A 15,732-nucleotide genomic window follows, 5' to 3' on the forward strand; every position below is an offset into this window, starting at 1 on the left:
TGGGTCTACCTCAGGCCTTGGCCGACACGTCGATGGCCTGGCCATCGGCCAGACGCACGTACGCCTTGCGCCAGTCGCCGCGACGGCCGGCGCGATTACGGAAGGACTTGTTCTTGCCCTTGACGTTGACCACGTTGACCGCCTCGACCTTGACGTCGAACAGTTGCTCGACCGCGGCCTTCACATCGGCCTTGGTGGCATCGTTCGAGACTTCGAAGACGTATTGATTGGAGAGTTCCTGCAGGCGCACGGTCTTTTCGGAGACGCGCGGAGCACGCAGCACGGCAAAAATCTTTTCATTGCTGATCATGCCAGCCACTCCTCGATCTTCTTGACGGCGTCGGCCGTGATCAGCACGGAGTCGGCACCGACCAGCGCCGCCGGATCCAGTCCCTGCACGTCGCGCACTTCCACATAGGGAAGGTTGCGGGCGGACAGATAGAGGTGCTCGGAAGCATCCTCGGTGACGATCAGCGGACGCTTGCCCAGATCAAAGCCTTTCAACTTCTCGATCAGGGCGCTGGTCTTGGTGGCGTCCACGTCGAACGTTTCCACGACCTTCAGGCGGTTCTGACGGTTCAGCTCGGACAGGATCGAGCTGATGGCCGCGCGGTACATCTTGCGGTTGACCTTCTGCGCGAAGCTGCGCGGCTTCGCCGCGAAAGTCACGCCGCCGCCGACGAAGATCGGCGCGGTCAGGGCGCCGTGACGAGCACCGCCACCCTTCTGCTTCTTGGACTTCTTGGTGGTGCCGTTGACTTCGGCGCGCGTCTTCTGCGCCTTGGTACCGGCACGACCGGCGTTGCGGTAGGCAACGACGACCTGGTGGACCAGATCTTCGCTGAATTCGCGGCCGAACACGTCGTCGGAGACCGACAGCTTGTTGGCGCTACCTGTAATGGCTAGTTCCATGGTCGTTCTCCTCAACCCTTGCTTGCCGGACGCACGATCACGTCACCACCCGGCGCACCCGGCACGGCGCCGCGAACGGCGATCAGGCCGCGCTCGGCGTCCACGCGGACGACTTCCAGGTTCTGCGTGCTCTGCTGCACGGCACCCATGTGGCCAGACATCTTCTTGCCCGGAAACACGCGGCCCGGCGTCTGGCGCTGACCCAGCGAACCCGGCGCGCGATGCGACAGCGAGTTACCGTGGGTAGCGTCACCCATGCGGAAGTTCCAGCGCTTGATGGTGCCCTGGAAGCCCTTGCCCTTGGTGACGCCCTGGACGTCGACGATCTGGCCGACTTCAAAGATGTCAGCCTTGATCTCGCCGCCGACGGCGAAGTCGCCCAGCTTGTCGGCTTCCACGCGCAGCTCCCACAGGCCACGACCGGCTTCGACCTTGGCCTTGGCCAGGTGACCGGCGACCGGCTTGGTGATCAGCGAGGCGCGACGGGTACCCACGACGACCTGCACGGCGCTGTAGCCGTCGGTTTCGGGGGTCTTGATCTGGGTGATGCGGTTCGGAGTAGCTTCGATCAGCGTCACCGGAATGGACTTGCCATCTTCGGTGAACACGCGGGTCATGCCAGCCTTGCGGCCGACGAGACCCAACGAATATTTCTTCGCGGTCATGGTCGTGGGCCTCAGGTCAACTTGATCTGCACGTCGACGCCAGCCGCGAGCTCGAGCTTCATCAGCGCGTCCACGGTCTTGTCGTTGGGGTCGACGATGTCGAGCACGCGCTTGTGCGTGCGGGTCTCGTACTGGTCACGCGCGTCCTTGTCGACGTGCGGGGAAACCAGGATGGTGTAGCGCTCGATCTTGGTCGGCAGCGGGATCGGGCCGCGCACTTGCGCGCCGGTCCGCTTGGCCGTCTCTACGATCTCGCTGGCCGAGCGGTCGATCAGACGATGATCGTACGCCTTGAGCCGGATTCGGATCTTTTGGTCCGCCATGACGGTGTTCCTTCGTTAAAGAGCGACGGGCGCGGCCTCTGGGATGCCTTGCCCCGGTTAGTCCAAGCTGTTCCAGCTCCCCACCGGCCGCGCGGACTCCACGGACGGGCAGCGCCGGATTCGGCTGGGGATTCTTCCTGAAAAACTAGGCGAGCCGGTAAACCGGCCCGCCCAGACAAGAAAGTATAGGACGCGTGACACACCCCGTCAACCACCGGGGCGCCCTGCCGAGCTTGGAAGCCTGCAGGCAAGCACGCGACACTCCGTGTCTGGCGAACACGAGGCACTTCCTGCGCCTCTTTTCGCGGTAGAACCAGCGGCCTCCCAGGGGGCGCTGGCAGATCATGCGATTCCTTTCGGGCCAACAGGCCTTCAAGGGGCGCGCATGATAGCGCAGGTTCTGCTGTTTTGCAGCATCTTGATACCCCTGACGGGAAGATTTCTGCAAAAAAAGGCGGACCGAGGTTCCGGTCCGCCCTTGTCGCTGTCCGGCGAACCCGTCGCCGGGACCGCAGGGGCTTACTTCAGGATCTTGGCCACCACACCGGCGCCGACCGTACGGCCACCTTCGCGGATCGCGAAGCGCAGGCCATCGTCCATCGCCACCGGGTTGATCAGGGTGACCACCATCTTGATGTTGTCGCCCGGCATCACCATTTCCACGCCTTCCGGCAGGGTCACGGCACCCGTGATGTCGGTGGTGCGGAAGTAGAACTGCGGACGGTAGCCCTTGAAGAACGGGGTGTGGCGACCGCCTTCGTCCTTGCTCAGCACATAGACTTCGGCTTCGAACTCGGTGTGCGGGGTGATCGAACCCGGCTTGGCCAGCACCTGGCCACGCTCCACGTCGTCACGCTTGGTGCCGCGCAGCAGCAGACCTGCGTTGTCGCCCGCCTGACCCTGGTCCAGCAGCTTGCGGAACATTTCCACGCCCGTGACCGTGGTCTTCTGGGTCGGACGAATACCGACGATTTCGATTTCCTCGCCCACCTTGATCACGCCGCGCTCGATACGACCGGTCACCACGGTGCCGCGGCCCGAGATCGAGAACACGTCTTCCACCGGCATCAGGAACGGCTTGTCGACGTCACGCTCCGGGGTCGGGATCCAGCTGTCCAGTGCATCGACCAGCTTCAGGATCGCCGGCACGCCGATCTCGCTCTGGTCGCCTTCCAGCGCCAGGCGGGCCGAGCCCGAGATGATCGGGGTGTCGTCGCCCGGGAACTCGTACTTGCTCAGCAGTTCGCGGACTTCCATCTCCACCAGTTCCAGCAGCTCGGCGTCGTCCACCATGTCGGCCTTGTTCAGGAACACGACGATGTACGGCACACCGACCTGACGCGAGAGCAGGATGTGCTCACGGGTCTGCGGCATCGGGCCGTCAGCGCCGAGCACACCAGGATCGCGCCGTCCATCTGGGCGGCACCGGTGATCATGTTCTTCACGTAGTCGGCGTGACCCGGGCAATCCACGTGCGCGTAGTGGCGGTTGGCGGATTCATATTCCACGTGTGCCGTCGAGATCGTGATGCCGCGCGCCTTCTCTTCCGGCGCCGCGTCGATCGCGTCATAGGCCTTGAACTCGCCACCGAAACGCTCCGCGCCGATCTTCGTCAGCGCCGCCGTCAGCGTCGTCTTGCCGTGGTCAACGTGACCAATCGTGCCCACGTTCACGTGGGGCTTGGTGCGTTCGAACTTACCCTTTGCCATTGTCTTCTACCTTGTCATTCGTGATTCGTGACGGGAATGCCAAGCGTCGCGATCGCGACGCCTGGCCCCATTGCTTAGTTCTTCTTGACGACCGCGTCAGCGATGTTGGCCGGCGCTTCCGCGTAGTGGTCGAACTCCATCGAGAACGTCGCGCGACCCTGCGACATGGAGCGCAGCGTGGTGGCGTAGCCGAACATTTCGCCCAGCGGCACCATCGCGGCGATCACCTTGCCGGACGGACTGTCGTCCTGACCCTGCAGGATGCCGCGACGACGGCTCACGTCGCCCATCACGTCACCCAGATAGTCTTCCGGGGTGACGATCTCGACCTTCATCATCGGCTCCAGCAGGACCGGCTGGGCCTTGCTGAACGCTTCCTTGAAGGCCATCGAACCGGCGACCTTGAACGCCATTTCGTTGGAGTCGACGTCATGGAACGAGCCGTCAACCGCCTTGATGGCGATGTCGACCACCGGGAAGCCGGCGAGCGGACCGCTCTTCAGTGCATCTTCAATGCCCTTCCCTGCCGCAGCGACGTATTCCTTCGGCACCACGCCACCGACGATGGCGCTCTCGTACGAGAAGCCGACACCACGCTCGACCGGCGACATCTCGATGACGATGTGGCCGTACTGGCCGCGCCCGCCCGACTGGCGCACGAACTTGCCTTCCTGCTTGACGGCCTTGCGGATCGTCTCGCGGTAGGCCACCTGCGGCTTGCCGACGTTGGCTTCCACGTTGAACTCGCGCTTCATGCGGTCCACCAGGATTTCCAGGTGCAGCTCGCCCATGCCGGAGATGATCGTCTGGCCGGACTCTTCGTCCGTCTTGACGCGGAACGACGGATCTTCCTGCGCCAGACGACCCAAGGCCAAACCCATCTTTTCCTGGTCCGACTTGGTCTTCGGCTCCACCGCCATCGAGATGACGGGCTCCGGGAACACCATGCGCTCCAAGGTGATGATGTGATCGAGCGAGCACAGCGTGTCGCCGGTCGTCACGTCCTTCAGGCCGACGGCCGCAGCGATGTCGCCCGCGCGCACCTCCTTGATCTCATCGCGCTGGTTGGAGTGCATCTGCAGGATGCGACCCACGCGTTCCTTCTTCGACTTGACCGGGTTGTACACCGCGTCGCCGGAGTTCAGCACGCCCGAGTAGACGCGGAAGAACGTCAGCGAACCCACGAACGGATCCGTCATGATCTTGAACGCCAGCGCCGAGAACGGCTCGCTGTCGCCCGCCTTGCGGCTGTCTTCCTTTTCGTTCTCGTCGATGCCCTGCACCGGCGGACGATCGGTCGGCGACGGCAGCAACTGGATCACGCCGTCGAGCATGGCCTGCACGCCCTTGTTCTTGAACGCCGAGCCGCAGTAGACCGGAATCACTTCCACCTTCAGCGTACGCTCGCGCAGACCGGCGATGATCTCGGCTTCGGACAGGTCGCCCTCATTGAGGTACTTGTCCATCAGCTCTTCGCTGGCTTCGGCCGCGGCCTCCACCATGAAGGCACGATCGGCCGCCGCCTTGTCGGCCAGCTCCGCCGGGATGTCGCGGTATTCGAACTTGGTGCCCTGTGAAGCGACATCCCAGTGGATGTACTTCATCTTCAACAGGTCGATGACGCCCTCGAAGCCGTCCTCGGCACCGACCGGCACCTGCATCGGCACCGGGTAAGCACCCAGGCGCGCCTTCAGCTGGTCGACGACCTTGGCGAAGTCGGCACCGGTACGATCCATCTTGTTGACGAACGCGAGACGCGGCACGGCGTACTTGTTCGCCTGGCGCCACACGGTCTCGGACTGCGGCTGCACGCCGCCCACGGCGCACAGCACGAACACCGCGCCGTCGAGCACGCGCAGCGAACGCTCGACTTCGATGGTGAAGTCGACGTGGCCGGGGGTATCGATGATGTTGAAGCGGTGCTGCGGCAGGGACTTGTCCATGCCGGTCCAGAACGCCGTGGTGGCGGCAGACGTGATGGTGATGCCGCGCTCCTGCTCCTGCTCCATCCAGTCCATGGTCGCGGCGCCGTCGTGCACTTCACCGATCTTGTGGCTGACGCCGGTGTAGAACAGGATGCGCTCGGACGTGGTGGTCTTGCCGGCGTCGATGTGCGCCATGATGCCGAAATTGCGGTAACGCTCGATGGGAGTGGTGCGAGCCACGACAGTCTCTCTTTTCTGATGGAGGGCCAGCGGGATGCCTGGGCCTTCCGTGGAGGGCGATCTTTAGATGGCCGAATGCCGCCTTTCGGCGGCCTTCGGGGTCGGAACGCGAAATCGCGTCCCAAGGGCACCTAGATGGTGCCGAAGGCCCTTGCTTGCAAGGGCCCGCAGGCCGTTACCAGCGATAGTGTGCGAACGCCTTGTTCGCTTCCGCCATGCGGTGGGTCTCTTCACGCTTCTTGATGGCGCCGCCACGGTTTTCCGAGGCATCCATCAGTTCGGCCGCCAGCTTGCGTGGCATGGTGTTCTCGCCACGCTTGCGGGCGGACTCGATCAACCAGCGCATCGCCAGCGCCATGCGGCGCGAGGAACGCACTTCGACCGGCACCTGATAGGTGGCACCACCGACGCGGCGCGACTTCACTTCGACCGCCGGGGACACATTGTCAAGCGCCTTCTCGACGAGTTCGAGGGCGTTGGGATTCTTTTCGCCGATGACGTCCATGGCGCCATACACGATCTTCTCGGCGACCGACTTCTTGCCGCTCAACATCACCATGTTGATGAAGCGGGCAATCGTCTGGCTGCCATGCTTGGGATCCGGCAGAACTTCACGTTGGGGGGCAGAGCCTTTGCGCGACATGATTCTTTTTCCTTAAGCCTTGGGACGCTTGGCGCCGTACTTGGAACGGCCCTGGCGACGCTTGGCGACGCCCGAGGCATCCAGCGAACCGCGCACGGTGTGGTAACGCACGCCCGGCAGATCCTTCACGCGGCCGCCGCGCACGAGCACCACGGAGTGCTCCTGCAGGTTGTGACCTTCACCACCGATGTAGCTGATGATTTCTTCCTGGTTGGTCAGGCGCACCTTGGCGACCTTGCGAAGCGCCGAGTTCGGCTTCTTCGGGGTCGTCGTGTAGACACGGGTGCACACGCCGCGACGCTGCGGGCAGTTGTCCAGTGCGGGCGACTGGCTCTTATACGTGGGGGCCTGCCGCGGCTTGCGGACCAGCTGATTGACGGTTGCCATAGTGGATTCTTCGTGTGAAGGCCGGAGCCTTGTTTGACATGAAAACGAAGGCAGGCCGTATCACGGCCCACCTAGACGGAAAAGTATAGCCGGCAACCCGCCCGACCGTCAACGCGACGGAGGTAGGTGCCTGCCAACTGACTGCGATCCCGCCCTTCCTGGGCCGAAAACGAGGCGCATCCTGCGCCTCTTTTCGTGGTCTGGGACGGCCCGAAGGCCGTCAGGTAGTACGGTTTAGCTGGCGCTGGACTCCTCGCCGGCTTCGTCGGTGGCGCTCACAGCTGCCGCAGGCGCGGCTTCCGTATTGCCACCCGACAGGGCGTTCACTTCGGCCTCGGTCAGACCCGAGGCATTGCGACGGCGCTGGTTGTGGTACGCCAGACCGGTACCGGCCGGAATCAGGCGACCCACGATCACGTTTTCCTTCAGGCCGCGCAGCGTGTCACGGGTGCCGCGGACCGCAGCCTCGGTCAGCACGCGGGTCGTCTCCTGGAACGACGCCGCCGAGATGAACGACTCCGTCGCCAGCGAGGCCTTGGTGATGCCCAACAGGACCGGATCGTACTTCGCGGGCAGCTCGTTACGGGCCAGCAGCTTGACGTTCTCTTCGATGAAGCGCTGCTTCTCGACCTGCTCGCCCGCCAGGAACTTGCTGCTGCCTGCGTCGGTGATTTCCACCTTGCGCAACATCTGGCGCGTGATCACTTCGATGTGCTTGTCGTTGATCTTCACGCCCTGCAGGCGATAGACGTCCTGGATTTCCTTGACCAGGTAGGCTGCCAGCGGCTCGACACCCAGCAGACGCAGGATGTCCTGCGGGCTCGGCTCGCCGTCCACGATGGTTTCGCCCTTGGCCACGTGCTCGCCTTCGAACACGATGATCTGGCGGAACTTCGGGATCAGCTCTTCGTGTTCCGAACCATCGGTGTCCTTGATGATCAGGCGCTGCTTGCCCTTGGTGTCCTTGCCGAAGCTGATGATGCCGGAGCGCTCGGCCAGGATGGCCGGGTCCTTCGGCTTGCGGGCTTCGAACAGATCGGCCACGCGCGGCAGACCACCGGTGATGTCGCGGGTCTTGGAGGCTTCCTGCGGCACCTTGGTGACCACGTCACCGACGCCGACGGGCGCGCCGTCCTGCAGGTTGACGATCGATCGCGGCGGCAGCAGGTACTGTGCCGGCAGATCGGTCCCGGGGATGCTCAGGTCCTTGCCATCCTTGTTCACGATGCGGACGATCGGGCGCAGGTCCTTGCCCTGCGAGCCACGACGCTTCGGATCGGTGATCTCGCGCGACGCGAGGCCGGTGAGGTCGTCGGTCTTCTCGATGACGGTGACGCCATCGACGAAGTCCACGAAACGCACGAAGCCGGCGACTTCCGACACGATCGGGTGGTTATGCGGGTCCCAGTTGGCCACGGCCTGGCCGGCGGTGATCTGGTCGCCGTCCTTGACGTTGATGGTGGCGCCGTACGGCAGCTTGTAGCGCTCGCGCTCGCGGCCATGGCCATCGAGCACCGACAGTTCGCCCGAGCGCGACACCGCGACCAGGCTGCCGTTCGCGTGTTCGACGAACTTCAGGTTGTTGAACTTGATCGAGCCGGTCGTCTTGACGGTGATGTTGTCCACGGCGGCGGCACGCGACGCCGCACCACCGATGTGGAACGTACGCATGGTCAGCTGGGTGCCGGGCTCGCCGATCGACTGTGCGGCGATGACGCCGACCGCTTCGCCGATGTTGACGATATGGCCGCGAGCCAGATCACGGCCATAGCAGTGGGCGCAGACACCGAAGTCGGATTCGCAGGTGATGGTGGAACGCACCTTCAGCGCCTGCACGCCGGCGTCTTCCAGCTTCTGCACCCAGGCTTCGTCGAGGAGCGTGTTGCGGGTGACGATCGGATCCTCGTCGTTGCCCGGCAGGAATACATCCTCGGCCACGATGCGACCCAGCACGCGGTCGCGCAGCGGCTCGACTACGTCGCCGCCTTCCACGATCGGGGTCATGGTCAGGCCTTCGTTGCCACCGCAGTCGACTTCGGTGATCACCACGTCCTGCGCCACGTCGACCAGGCGACGGGTCAGGTAACCGGAGTTCGCCGTCTTCAACGCGGTATCGGCCAGACCCTTGCGGGCACCGTGCGTGGAGTTGAAGTACTCCTGCACGTTCAAGCCTTCGCGGAAGTTCGCCTTGATGGGCGTCTCGATGATCGAACCGTCGGGACGGGCCATCAGGCCGCGCATGCCGGCCAGCTGGCGGATCTGCGCCTGGCTACCACGGGCACCGGAGTCGGCCATGATGTACAGCGAGTTCATCGACTTTTCGTTGATGGTCTCGCCCTTGGCGTTCTGCACCTTGTCGGTACCGATCGTGTCCATCATCGCCTTGGCGATGCGCTCATTGGTACGCGACCAGATGTCGACCACCTTGTTGTAGCGCTCACCGGCGGTGACCAGGCCGCTCTGGTACTGCTCCTGGATTTCCAGCACTTCCTGTTCGGCTTCGCCCAGGATGCCCTTCTTCTCGGCCGGGATCAGCATGTCGTCGATGCCGATGGAGACGCCGGCGCGCGTGGCGTACGCGAAGCCGGTGTACATCAGCTTGTCGGCGAACACGACCGTGTCCTTCAGGCCGAGCATGCGGTAGCTGGAGTTGATCAGGCGGCTGATGGCCTTCTTGTTCAACTCGGTGTTGACCAGCGCGAACGGCAGGCCTTCCGGCAGGATCTCGGCGAGCAGAGCGCGACCGATCGTGGTGTCCACGATGCTGGTCTGCTGGCTGCGGCCGCCGTCCTCGTCGATCACGGTGCCGCTGATGCGGACCTTGACCTTCGCGTGCAGCTCGACGGCGCGGTTGTCGTAGGCGCGCTTGACTTCGGCGATGTTGGCGAACGCCATGCCCTCGCCCTTCTTGTTCTCCAGCGCGCGGGTCATGTAGTACAGACCCAGCACGACGTCCTGCGACGGCACGATGATCGGCTCGCCGTTGGCCGGCGACAGGATGTTGTTGGAGGACATCATCAGCGCGCGCGCTTCCAGCTGGGCTTCCAGCGAGAGGGGCACGTGGACGGCCATCTGGTCACCGTCGAAGTCGGCGTTGAAGGCCGTGCAGACCAGCGGGTGCAGCTGGATGGCCTTGCCTTCGATCAGCACCGGCTCGAACGCCTGGATGCCGAGGCGGTGCAGCGTGGGTGCGCGGTTCAGCAGCACCGGATGCTCGCGGATGACCTCTTCCAGGATGTCCCAAACGTCGGCCTCTTCGCGCTCGACCAGCTTCTTGGCGGCCTTGATGGTGGTGGCCAGGCCACGACGCTGCAGCTTGGCGAACACGAACGGCTTGAACAGCTCCAGCGCCATCTTCTTCGGCAGGCCGCACTCGTGCAGGCGCAGGGTCGGGCCGACCACGATGACCGAACGGCCGGAGTAGTCGACGCGCTTGCCCAGCAGGTTCTGGCGGAAGCGGCCCTGCTTGCCCTTGATCATGTCGGCCAGCGACTTCAGCGGGCGCTTGTTGGTGCCGGTGATGGCGCGGCCGCGACGGCCGTTGTCCATCAGGGCGTCAACGGACTCCTGCAGCATGCGCTTTTCGTTGCGCACGATGATGTCCGGGGCATTGAGCTCCAGCAGGCGACGCAGGCGGTTGTTGCGGTTGATGACGCGGCGGTACAGGTCGTTCAGATCCGAGGTCGCGAAGCGACCGCCATCCAGCGGCACCAGCGGACGCAGGTCCGGCGGCAGCACGGGCAGCACGGTCATGACCATCCATTCCGGACGGTTGCCCGATTCCAGGAACGCTTCCATCAGCTTGATGCGCTTGGTGAGGCGCTTCAGCTTGGTCTCGGAACCGGTGCTGGCGATTTCCTCGCGCAGGTTCACCATCTCGGCCTGCAGGTCGATCGTGCGCAGCAGGTCGTAGACAGCTTCGGCGCCCATGGCGGCGTCGAAGTCATCGCCGTGTTCCTGGCGCGCCTGCATGAACTGTTCTTCGGTCAGCAGTTGGCGGCGCTCGAGCGAGGTCAGGCCCGGCTCGGTGACGACGTAGGCTTCGAAGTACAGCACGCGCTCGATGTCGCGCAGCGTCATGTCCAGCATCAGGCCGATGCGCGACGGCAGCGACTTCAGGAACCAGATGTGCGCGACCGGGCTGGCCAGGTCGATGTGGCCCATGCGCTCGCGGCGCACCTTGGCCAGCGTCACTTCCGTGCCGCACTTCTCGCAGACCACGCCGCGGTGCTTCATGCGCTTGTACTTGCCGCACAGGCACTCGTAGTCCTTGATCGGACCGAAGATGGCCGAGCAGAACAGGCCATCGCGCTCCGGCTTGAAGGTACGGTAGTTGATGGTTTCCGGCTTCTTCACTTCGCCGAAGGACCACGAACGGATGAGATCCGGCGAGGCCAGCGCGATCTTGATCGCGTCGAAGTCCAGCGACTGGCGCGGCTGGTTGAAGAGGTTGAGCAGGTCTTTCATGGTGTTTCTCCGTCAGGAGGAATCTTTGTCGATGGCGGGTTGACCAAGGTCGATCGGCGCGGCGGCAGGTCAGTGCCGCCGCGCCCTGTCGATCAGTCTTCCAGTTCCATGTTGATGGCGAGCGAGCGGATTTCCTTCACGAGCACGTTGAAGGATTCCGGCATGCCCGCGACCATCTCGTGGGCACCATCGACGATGTTCTTGTACATCTGGTTGCGGCCCTGCACGTCGTCCGACTTGACCGTCAGCATTTCCTGCAGGGTGTGCGCCGCGCCGTAGGCTTCCAGCGCCCAGACTTCCATTTCACCGAAGCGCTGGCCGCCGAACTGCGCCTTGCCGCCCAGCGGCTGCTGGGTGACGAGCGAGTACGGACCGGTCGAACGCGCGTGCATCTTGTCGTCGACCAGGTGGTTCAACTTCAGCATGTGCATGTAGCCGACCGTGGTGTGGCGATCGAACGCCTCGCCGGTGCGACCGTCATACAGCTGGGTCTGGCCGCTTATCGGCAGGTCCGCGAGTTCCAGCATGTGCTTGATCTCGGTTTCCGCCGCACCGTCGAACACCGGGGTGGCCATCGGCACGCCGTCGGTCAGGTTGTGTGCCAGCGCGATCAGTTCGGCGTCGCTGAACTGGTCCAGGTCCACGCGATCCTCGCCCAGCTTCTGGTCGTGGTTGTAGATCTGGGTCAGGAACTTGCGCAGGTCGGCCACCTTGGCCTGGGCTTCGAGCATGTTCTGGATCTTGCGACCCAGGCCTTTCGCGGCCCAGCCCAGGTGCACTTCCAGCACCTGGCCGATGTTCATGCGCGACGGCACGCCCAGCGGGTTCAGCACGATGTCCACGGTCTCGCCAGTGGCCATGTACGGCATGTCCTCGACCGGCACGATGGTCGACACGACACCCTTGTTGCCGTGGCGGCCCGCCATCTTGTCGCCCGGCTGGATGCGGCGCTTCACGGCCAGGTAGACCTTGACCATCTTCAGCACGCCCGGGGCGAGGTCGTCGCCGGCGGTGATCTTGCCGCGCTTGTCGGCGAAGCGACGCTCGAACTCCTTCTCGTGCGCCTGGATCTGCATCTGGGCGCGCTCGATGGCGTCGGACGCGTCATCGTCCTTCATGCGCAGGGTGAACCACTCGGACTTCTTCAGGCTGTCGAGGTAGGCGTCGGAAATCGCGTCGCCCTTCTTCAACGTGCCCGGACCGCCGTTGGCGACCTTGCCGATCAGCTGCGAACGCAGACGGGCGTAGATGGCGCCTTCGAGGATGCGGAACTGGTCGTCGAAGTCCTTCTTGACGCGCTTGATCTCGTTTTCCTCGATCTGGCGCGCGCGCTTGTCCTTCTCGATGCCGTCGCGGGTGAAGACCTGCACGTCGATGACGGTGCCGTCCATGCCCGGCGGCACGCGCAGCGAGCTGTCCTTCACGTCCGAGGCCTTCTCGCCGAAGATCGCACGCAGCAGCTTCTCTTCCGGGGTCAGCTGGCTCTCGCCCTTCGGCGTGACCTTGCCGACCATGATGTCGCCGGCGCGCACTTCCGCACCGATGTACACCACGCCGCTCTCGTCGAGGCGGTTCAGCGCCTGCTCGGAGACGTTCGGGATGTCGGCGGAGATTTCCTCCGGGCCCAGCTTCGTGTCACGCGCGACGCAGGTCAGCTCTTCGATGTGGATCGTGGTGTAGCGATCCTCTTCCACCACGCGCTCGGAGAGCAGGATGGAGTCTTCGAAGTTGTAGCCGTTCCACGGCATGAACGCGATCAGCATGTTCTGGCCAAGCGCCAACTCGCCGATGTCGGTCGAGGGACCGTCGGCCAGCACGTCGCCGCGCGCGACCACGTCACCCACGTTCACCAGCGGACGCTGGTTGATGCAGGTGTTCTGGTTGGAACGCGTGTATTTGATCAGCGAGTAGATGTCGACGCCGGCATCGGTTTCGCCGGAGATTTCGACTTCATTGACCTTCACCACGATGCGGCCGGCGTCGATCTGCTCGACCACGCCACCACGACGGGCATTCACGGTCACGCCGGAGTCGCGCGCCACGGCGCGCTCGATGCCGGTACCGACCAGCGGCTTCTGCGCACGCAGCGTCGGCACGGCCTGGCGCTGCATGTTGGCACCCATCAGTGCGCGGTTGGCGTCATCGTGCTCCAGGAACGGCACCAGCGCCGCCGCGACCGACACGGTCTGCATGGGCGAGACGTCCATGTAGTCCACTTCGCTCGGCGGCTTCAGCAGCGATTCGCCCTGGTGGCGGCACGGCACGAACTGCTCGGTCAGACGGCTCTTGGCGTCATGCAGCGCGTTGGCCTGGGCGATGACGTACTCGTTCTCCTCGATCGCCGACAGGTACTCGATATCGTCGGTGATCGTGCCGTCGACGACCTTGCGATACGGCGTCTCGAGGAAGCCGTAGCCGTTGGTGCGCGCATACACGGCCAGCGAATTGATCAGGCCGATGTTCGGACCTTCCGGCGTCTCGATGGTGCAGACGCGGCCGTAGTGGGTCGGGTGCACGTCGCGGACTTCGAAGCCGGCACGCTCGCGGGTCAGGCCGCCCGGGCCGAGGGCCGAGACGCGACGCTTGTGCGTGACTTCCGACAGCGGGTTGTTCTGGTCCATGAACTGCGACAGCTGCGAGGAGCCGAAGAACTCCTTGATCGCGGCGGCCACCGGCTTGGCGTTGATCAGTTCCTGCGGGGTCAGGCCTTCGGACTCGGCCATCGACAGGCGCTCCTTCACGGCGCGCTCGACGCGGACCAGGCCCACGCGGAACACGTTCTCGGCCATTTCGCCGACCGAGCGCACGCGACGGTTGCCCAGGTGGTCGATGTCGTCGACGGTACCGCGGCCGTTGCGGATCTCGGTCAGCACCTTGATGACGTCCAGGATGTCCGAAGTCTCGCCCAGCGTGGCGACCAGGCGCTTGGCCTCTTCGTCATTGCGCGCGCCGAAGTACTTCTTGTCGTACAGCACGGCTTCGCCGGTGGTTTCCTTGCGGCCCACGCGACGATTGAACTTCATGCGGCCGACATTCGAGAGGTCGTAGCGCTCGAAGGTGAAGAACAGGTTGTGAAACAGGTTCTGTGCGGCGTCCTTGGTCGGCGGCTCGCCGGGACGCATCATGCGGTAGATCTCGACCAGCGCTTCCAGCTGGGTCTTGGTCGGATCGATGCGCAGCGTGTTGGACAGGTATGGGCCACGATCCAGGTCGTTCACCCACAGCGTGCCCACGGCGTCCACACCCGCCTTGCGGAACTTGGTCAGCTGATCGTCGGTGATCTCGTCGTTGGCGGCCGCCAGCAGCTCACCGGTGTTGGCGTCGATCACGTCGTGCGACAGGATGCGCCCGACCAGATACTCGTCCGGCACGGCCAGCGCGGCGATGCCGGACTGCTCCAGTTGCTTCACGTGGCGCGCAGTGATGCGCTTGCCGGCTTCCACGATGACCTTGTCGCCATCGGCCAGGTCGAAGTTCAGCGTCTCGCCACGCAGGCGCTCGGCGACGAGCTCCAGCTGCACGCCTTCCGGCAGGATGTGGAAGGTGTTGACGTCGAAGAACTCATTGAGCATTTCTTCGTTGTTGTAACCCAGCGCACGCAGCAGGATCGAGACCGGCAGCTTGCGGCGGCGGTCGATACGCGTGAACAGCGCGTCCTTCGGATCGAACTCGAAGTCCAGCCAGGAGCCGCGATAAGGAATGATGCGAGCGCTGTACAGCAGCTTGCCCGAGCTGTGCGTCTTGCCACGGTCGTGGTCGAAGAACACGCCAGGCGAACGGTGCAGCTGCGAGACGATGACGCGCTCGGTGCCATTGACGATGAAGGTGCCGTTATCGGTCATGAGCGGGATCTCGCCCAGGTAGACCTCCTGCTCCTTCACGTACTTGATCGCCTTGGTCGAGGACTCGCGGTCGTAGATCACCAGGCGGACGGTCACGCGCAGCGGTGCGCCGTAGCTCAGGCCACGGTTGCGGCACTCGCGCTCGTCGAACACGGGCTCGCCCAGCTTGTAGCCAACGTATTCCAGCGCGGCGTTGCCGCTGTAGCTGGCGATCGGGAAGACCGACTTCAGCGCGGCATGCAGGCCACGGTCTTCGCGCTTGGCGGGGTCGGTGTGCTCCTGCAGGAACTCACGATAGGAGTCGACCTGGATGGCGAGCAGGAACGGGACCTCGAGGATCGACCGCTGCTTGCCGAAATCCTTGCGGATGCGCTTTTTTTCGGTGAACGAATATGTCGTCATTTGACTGTGCCTTTGGCAGCGTGGGGCGCGCGTCCGCGACCACACGGGGGACATTCTTTCGAACGGGGGAATTTCCAGTTGGAAGTCGCTGGTATTGCCGGCACCAGCACGCCTTCTGCCGCTACTTCCAACTACAAACTCGCGTTTACATCGCTACGTCGTGAAACGACCGAAGGCCAGGGGCTTTCGCCCCCGGCCTCGGGTTGTCGCCTGAATG

At 64.1% G+C, this 15,732-nt stretch carries 9 protein-coding genes and 1 pseudogene; all 10 read right to left on the minus strand.

Going from position 1 to position 15,732, the window contains the following annotated elements; genetic code table 11:
* Positions 1-10 precede the first annotated feature (10 nt).
* The 10 genes and pseudogenes from rplW to rpoB all read right to left on the minus strand — a co-directional run bounded on the left by rplW (position 11) and on the right by rpoB (position 15,515).
* On the minus strand, positions 11-310 hold the full coding sequence (rplW, locus tag AX730_RS04215; protein WP_062352425.1) for a 50S ribosomal protein L23: 300 nt from the start codon (positions 308-310) through the stop codon (positions 11-13).
* Positions 307-912 carry a 50S ribosomal protein L4 gene (gene rplD, locus AX730_RS04220; RefSeq protein WP_062352428.1) on the minus strand — a complete coding sequence of 202 codons (606 nt, stop codon included), beginning with the start codon at positions 910-912 and terminating at the stop codon, positions 307-309. The genes rplW and rplD overlap by 4 nt, the downstream gene beginning before the upstream one ends.
* Positions 913-923: 11 nt before the next feature.
* The gene (gene rplC, locus AX730_RS04225) at positions 924-1,577 is read right to left on the minus strand and encodes a 50S ribosomal protein L3 (protein ID WP_062352432.1); all 654 of its coding nucleotides are present in this window, start codon (positions 1,575-1,577) and stop codon (positions 924-926) included.
* A gap of 11 nt (positions 1,578-1,588) precedes the next feature.
* A complete protein-coding gene (gene rpsJ, locus AX730_RS04230) occupies positions 1,589-1,900 on the minus strand; it encodes a 30S ribosomal protein S10 (protein ID WP_027070119.1) in 312 nt (103 codons plus the stop codon).
* Between the two features lie 519 nt (positions 1,901-2,419).
* Positions 2,420-3,609: pseudogene (gene tuf, locus AX730_RS04235) on the minus strand (elongation factor Tu).
* A gap of 74 nt (positions 3,610-3,683) precedes the next feature.
* A complete protein-coding gene (gene fusA, locus AX730_RS04240) occupies positions 3,684-5,774 on the minus strand; it encodes an elongation factor G (protein WP_062352435.1) in 2,091 nt (696 codons plus the stop codon).
* Between the two features lie 175 nt (positions 5,775-5,949).
* Entirely contained in the window at positions 5,950-6,417 is a 468-nt protein-coding gene (rpsG, locus tag AX730_RS04245; RefSeq protein WP_062352438.1) for a 30S ribosomal protein S7, read from the minus strand.
* Between the two features lie 12 nt (positions 6,418-6,429).
* Positions 6,430-6,804 carry a 30S ribosomal protein S12 gene (gene rpsL, locus AX730_RS04250; RefSeq protein WP_055945224.1) on the minus strand — a complete coding sequence of 125 codons (375 nt, stop codon included), beginning with the start codon at positions 6,802-6,804 and terminating at the stop codon, positions 6,430-6,432.
* Between the two features lie 234 nt (positions 6,805-7,038).
* Positions 7,039-11,271, minus strand: coding sequence for a DNA-directed RNA polymerase subunit beta' (rpoC, locus tag AX730_RS04255; protein WP_062352441.1), 4,233 nt, complete (start codon positions 11,269-11,271; stop codon positions 7,039-7,041).
* Between the two features lie 92 nt (positions 11,272-11,363).
* A complete protein-coding gene (gene rpoB, locus AX730_RS04260; protein WP_062352444.1) occupies positions 11,364-15,515 on the minus strand; it encodes a DNA-directed RNA polymerase subunit beta in 4,152 nt (1,383 codons plus the stop codon).
* Between the last annotated feature and the right edge of the window lie 217 nt (positions 15,516-15,732).

This window comes from Pseudoxanthomonas mexicana, assembly GCF_001556105.1.
GTDB lineage: Bacteria > Pseudomonadota > Gammaproteobacteria > Xanthomonadales > Xanthomonadaceae > Pseudoxanthomonas_A > Pseudoxanthomonas_A mexicana_A.

Excerpts from the sequence above, each read along its gene's own strand:
- rplW (WP_062352425.1), bottom strand. The coding sequence starts at position 310 with ATGATCAGCAATGAAAAGATTTTTGCCGTGCTGCGTGCTCCGCGCGTC.
- rplD (WP_062352428.1), bottom strand. The coding sequence starts at position 912 with ATGGAACTAGCCATTACAGGTAGCGCCAACAAGCTGTCGGTCTCCGAC.
- rplC (WP_062352432.1), bottom strand. The coding sequence starts at position 1,577 with ATGACCGCGAAGAAATATTCGTTGGGTCTCGTCGGCCGCAAGGCTGGC.
- rpsJ (WP_027070119.1), bottom strand. The coding sequence starts at position 1,900 with ATGGCGGACCAAAAGATCCGAATCCGGCTCAAGGCGTACGATCATCGT.
- rpsG (WP_062352438.1), bottom strand. The coding sequence starts at position 6,417 with ATGTCGCGCAAAGGCTCTGCCCCCCAACGTGAAGTTCTGCCGGATCCC.
- rpsL (WP_055945224.1), bottom strand. The coding sequence starts at position 6,804 with ATGGCAACCGTCAATCAGCTGGTCCGCAAGCCGCGGCAGGCCCCCACG.
- rpoC (WP_062352441.1), bottom strand. The coding sequence starts at position 11,271 with ATGAAAGACCTGCTCAACCTCTTCAACCAGCCGCGCCAGTCGCTGGAC.
- rpoB (WP_062352444.1), bottom strand. The coding sequence starts at position 15,515 with ATGACGACATATTCGTTCACCGAAAAAAAGCGCATCCGCAAGGATTTC.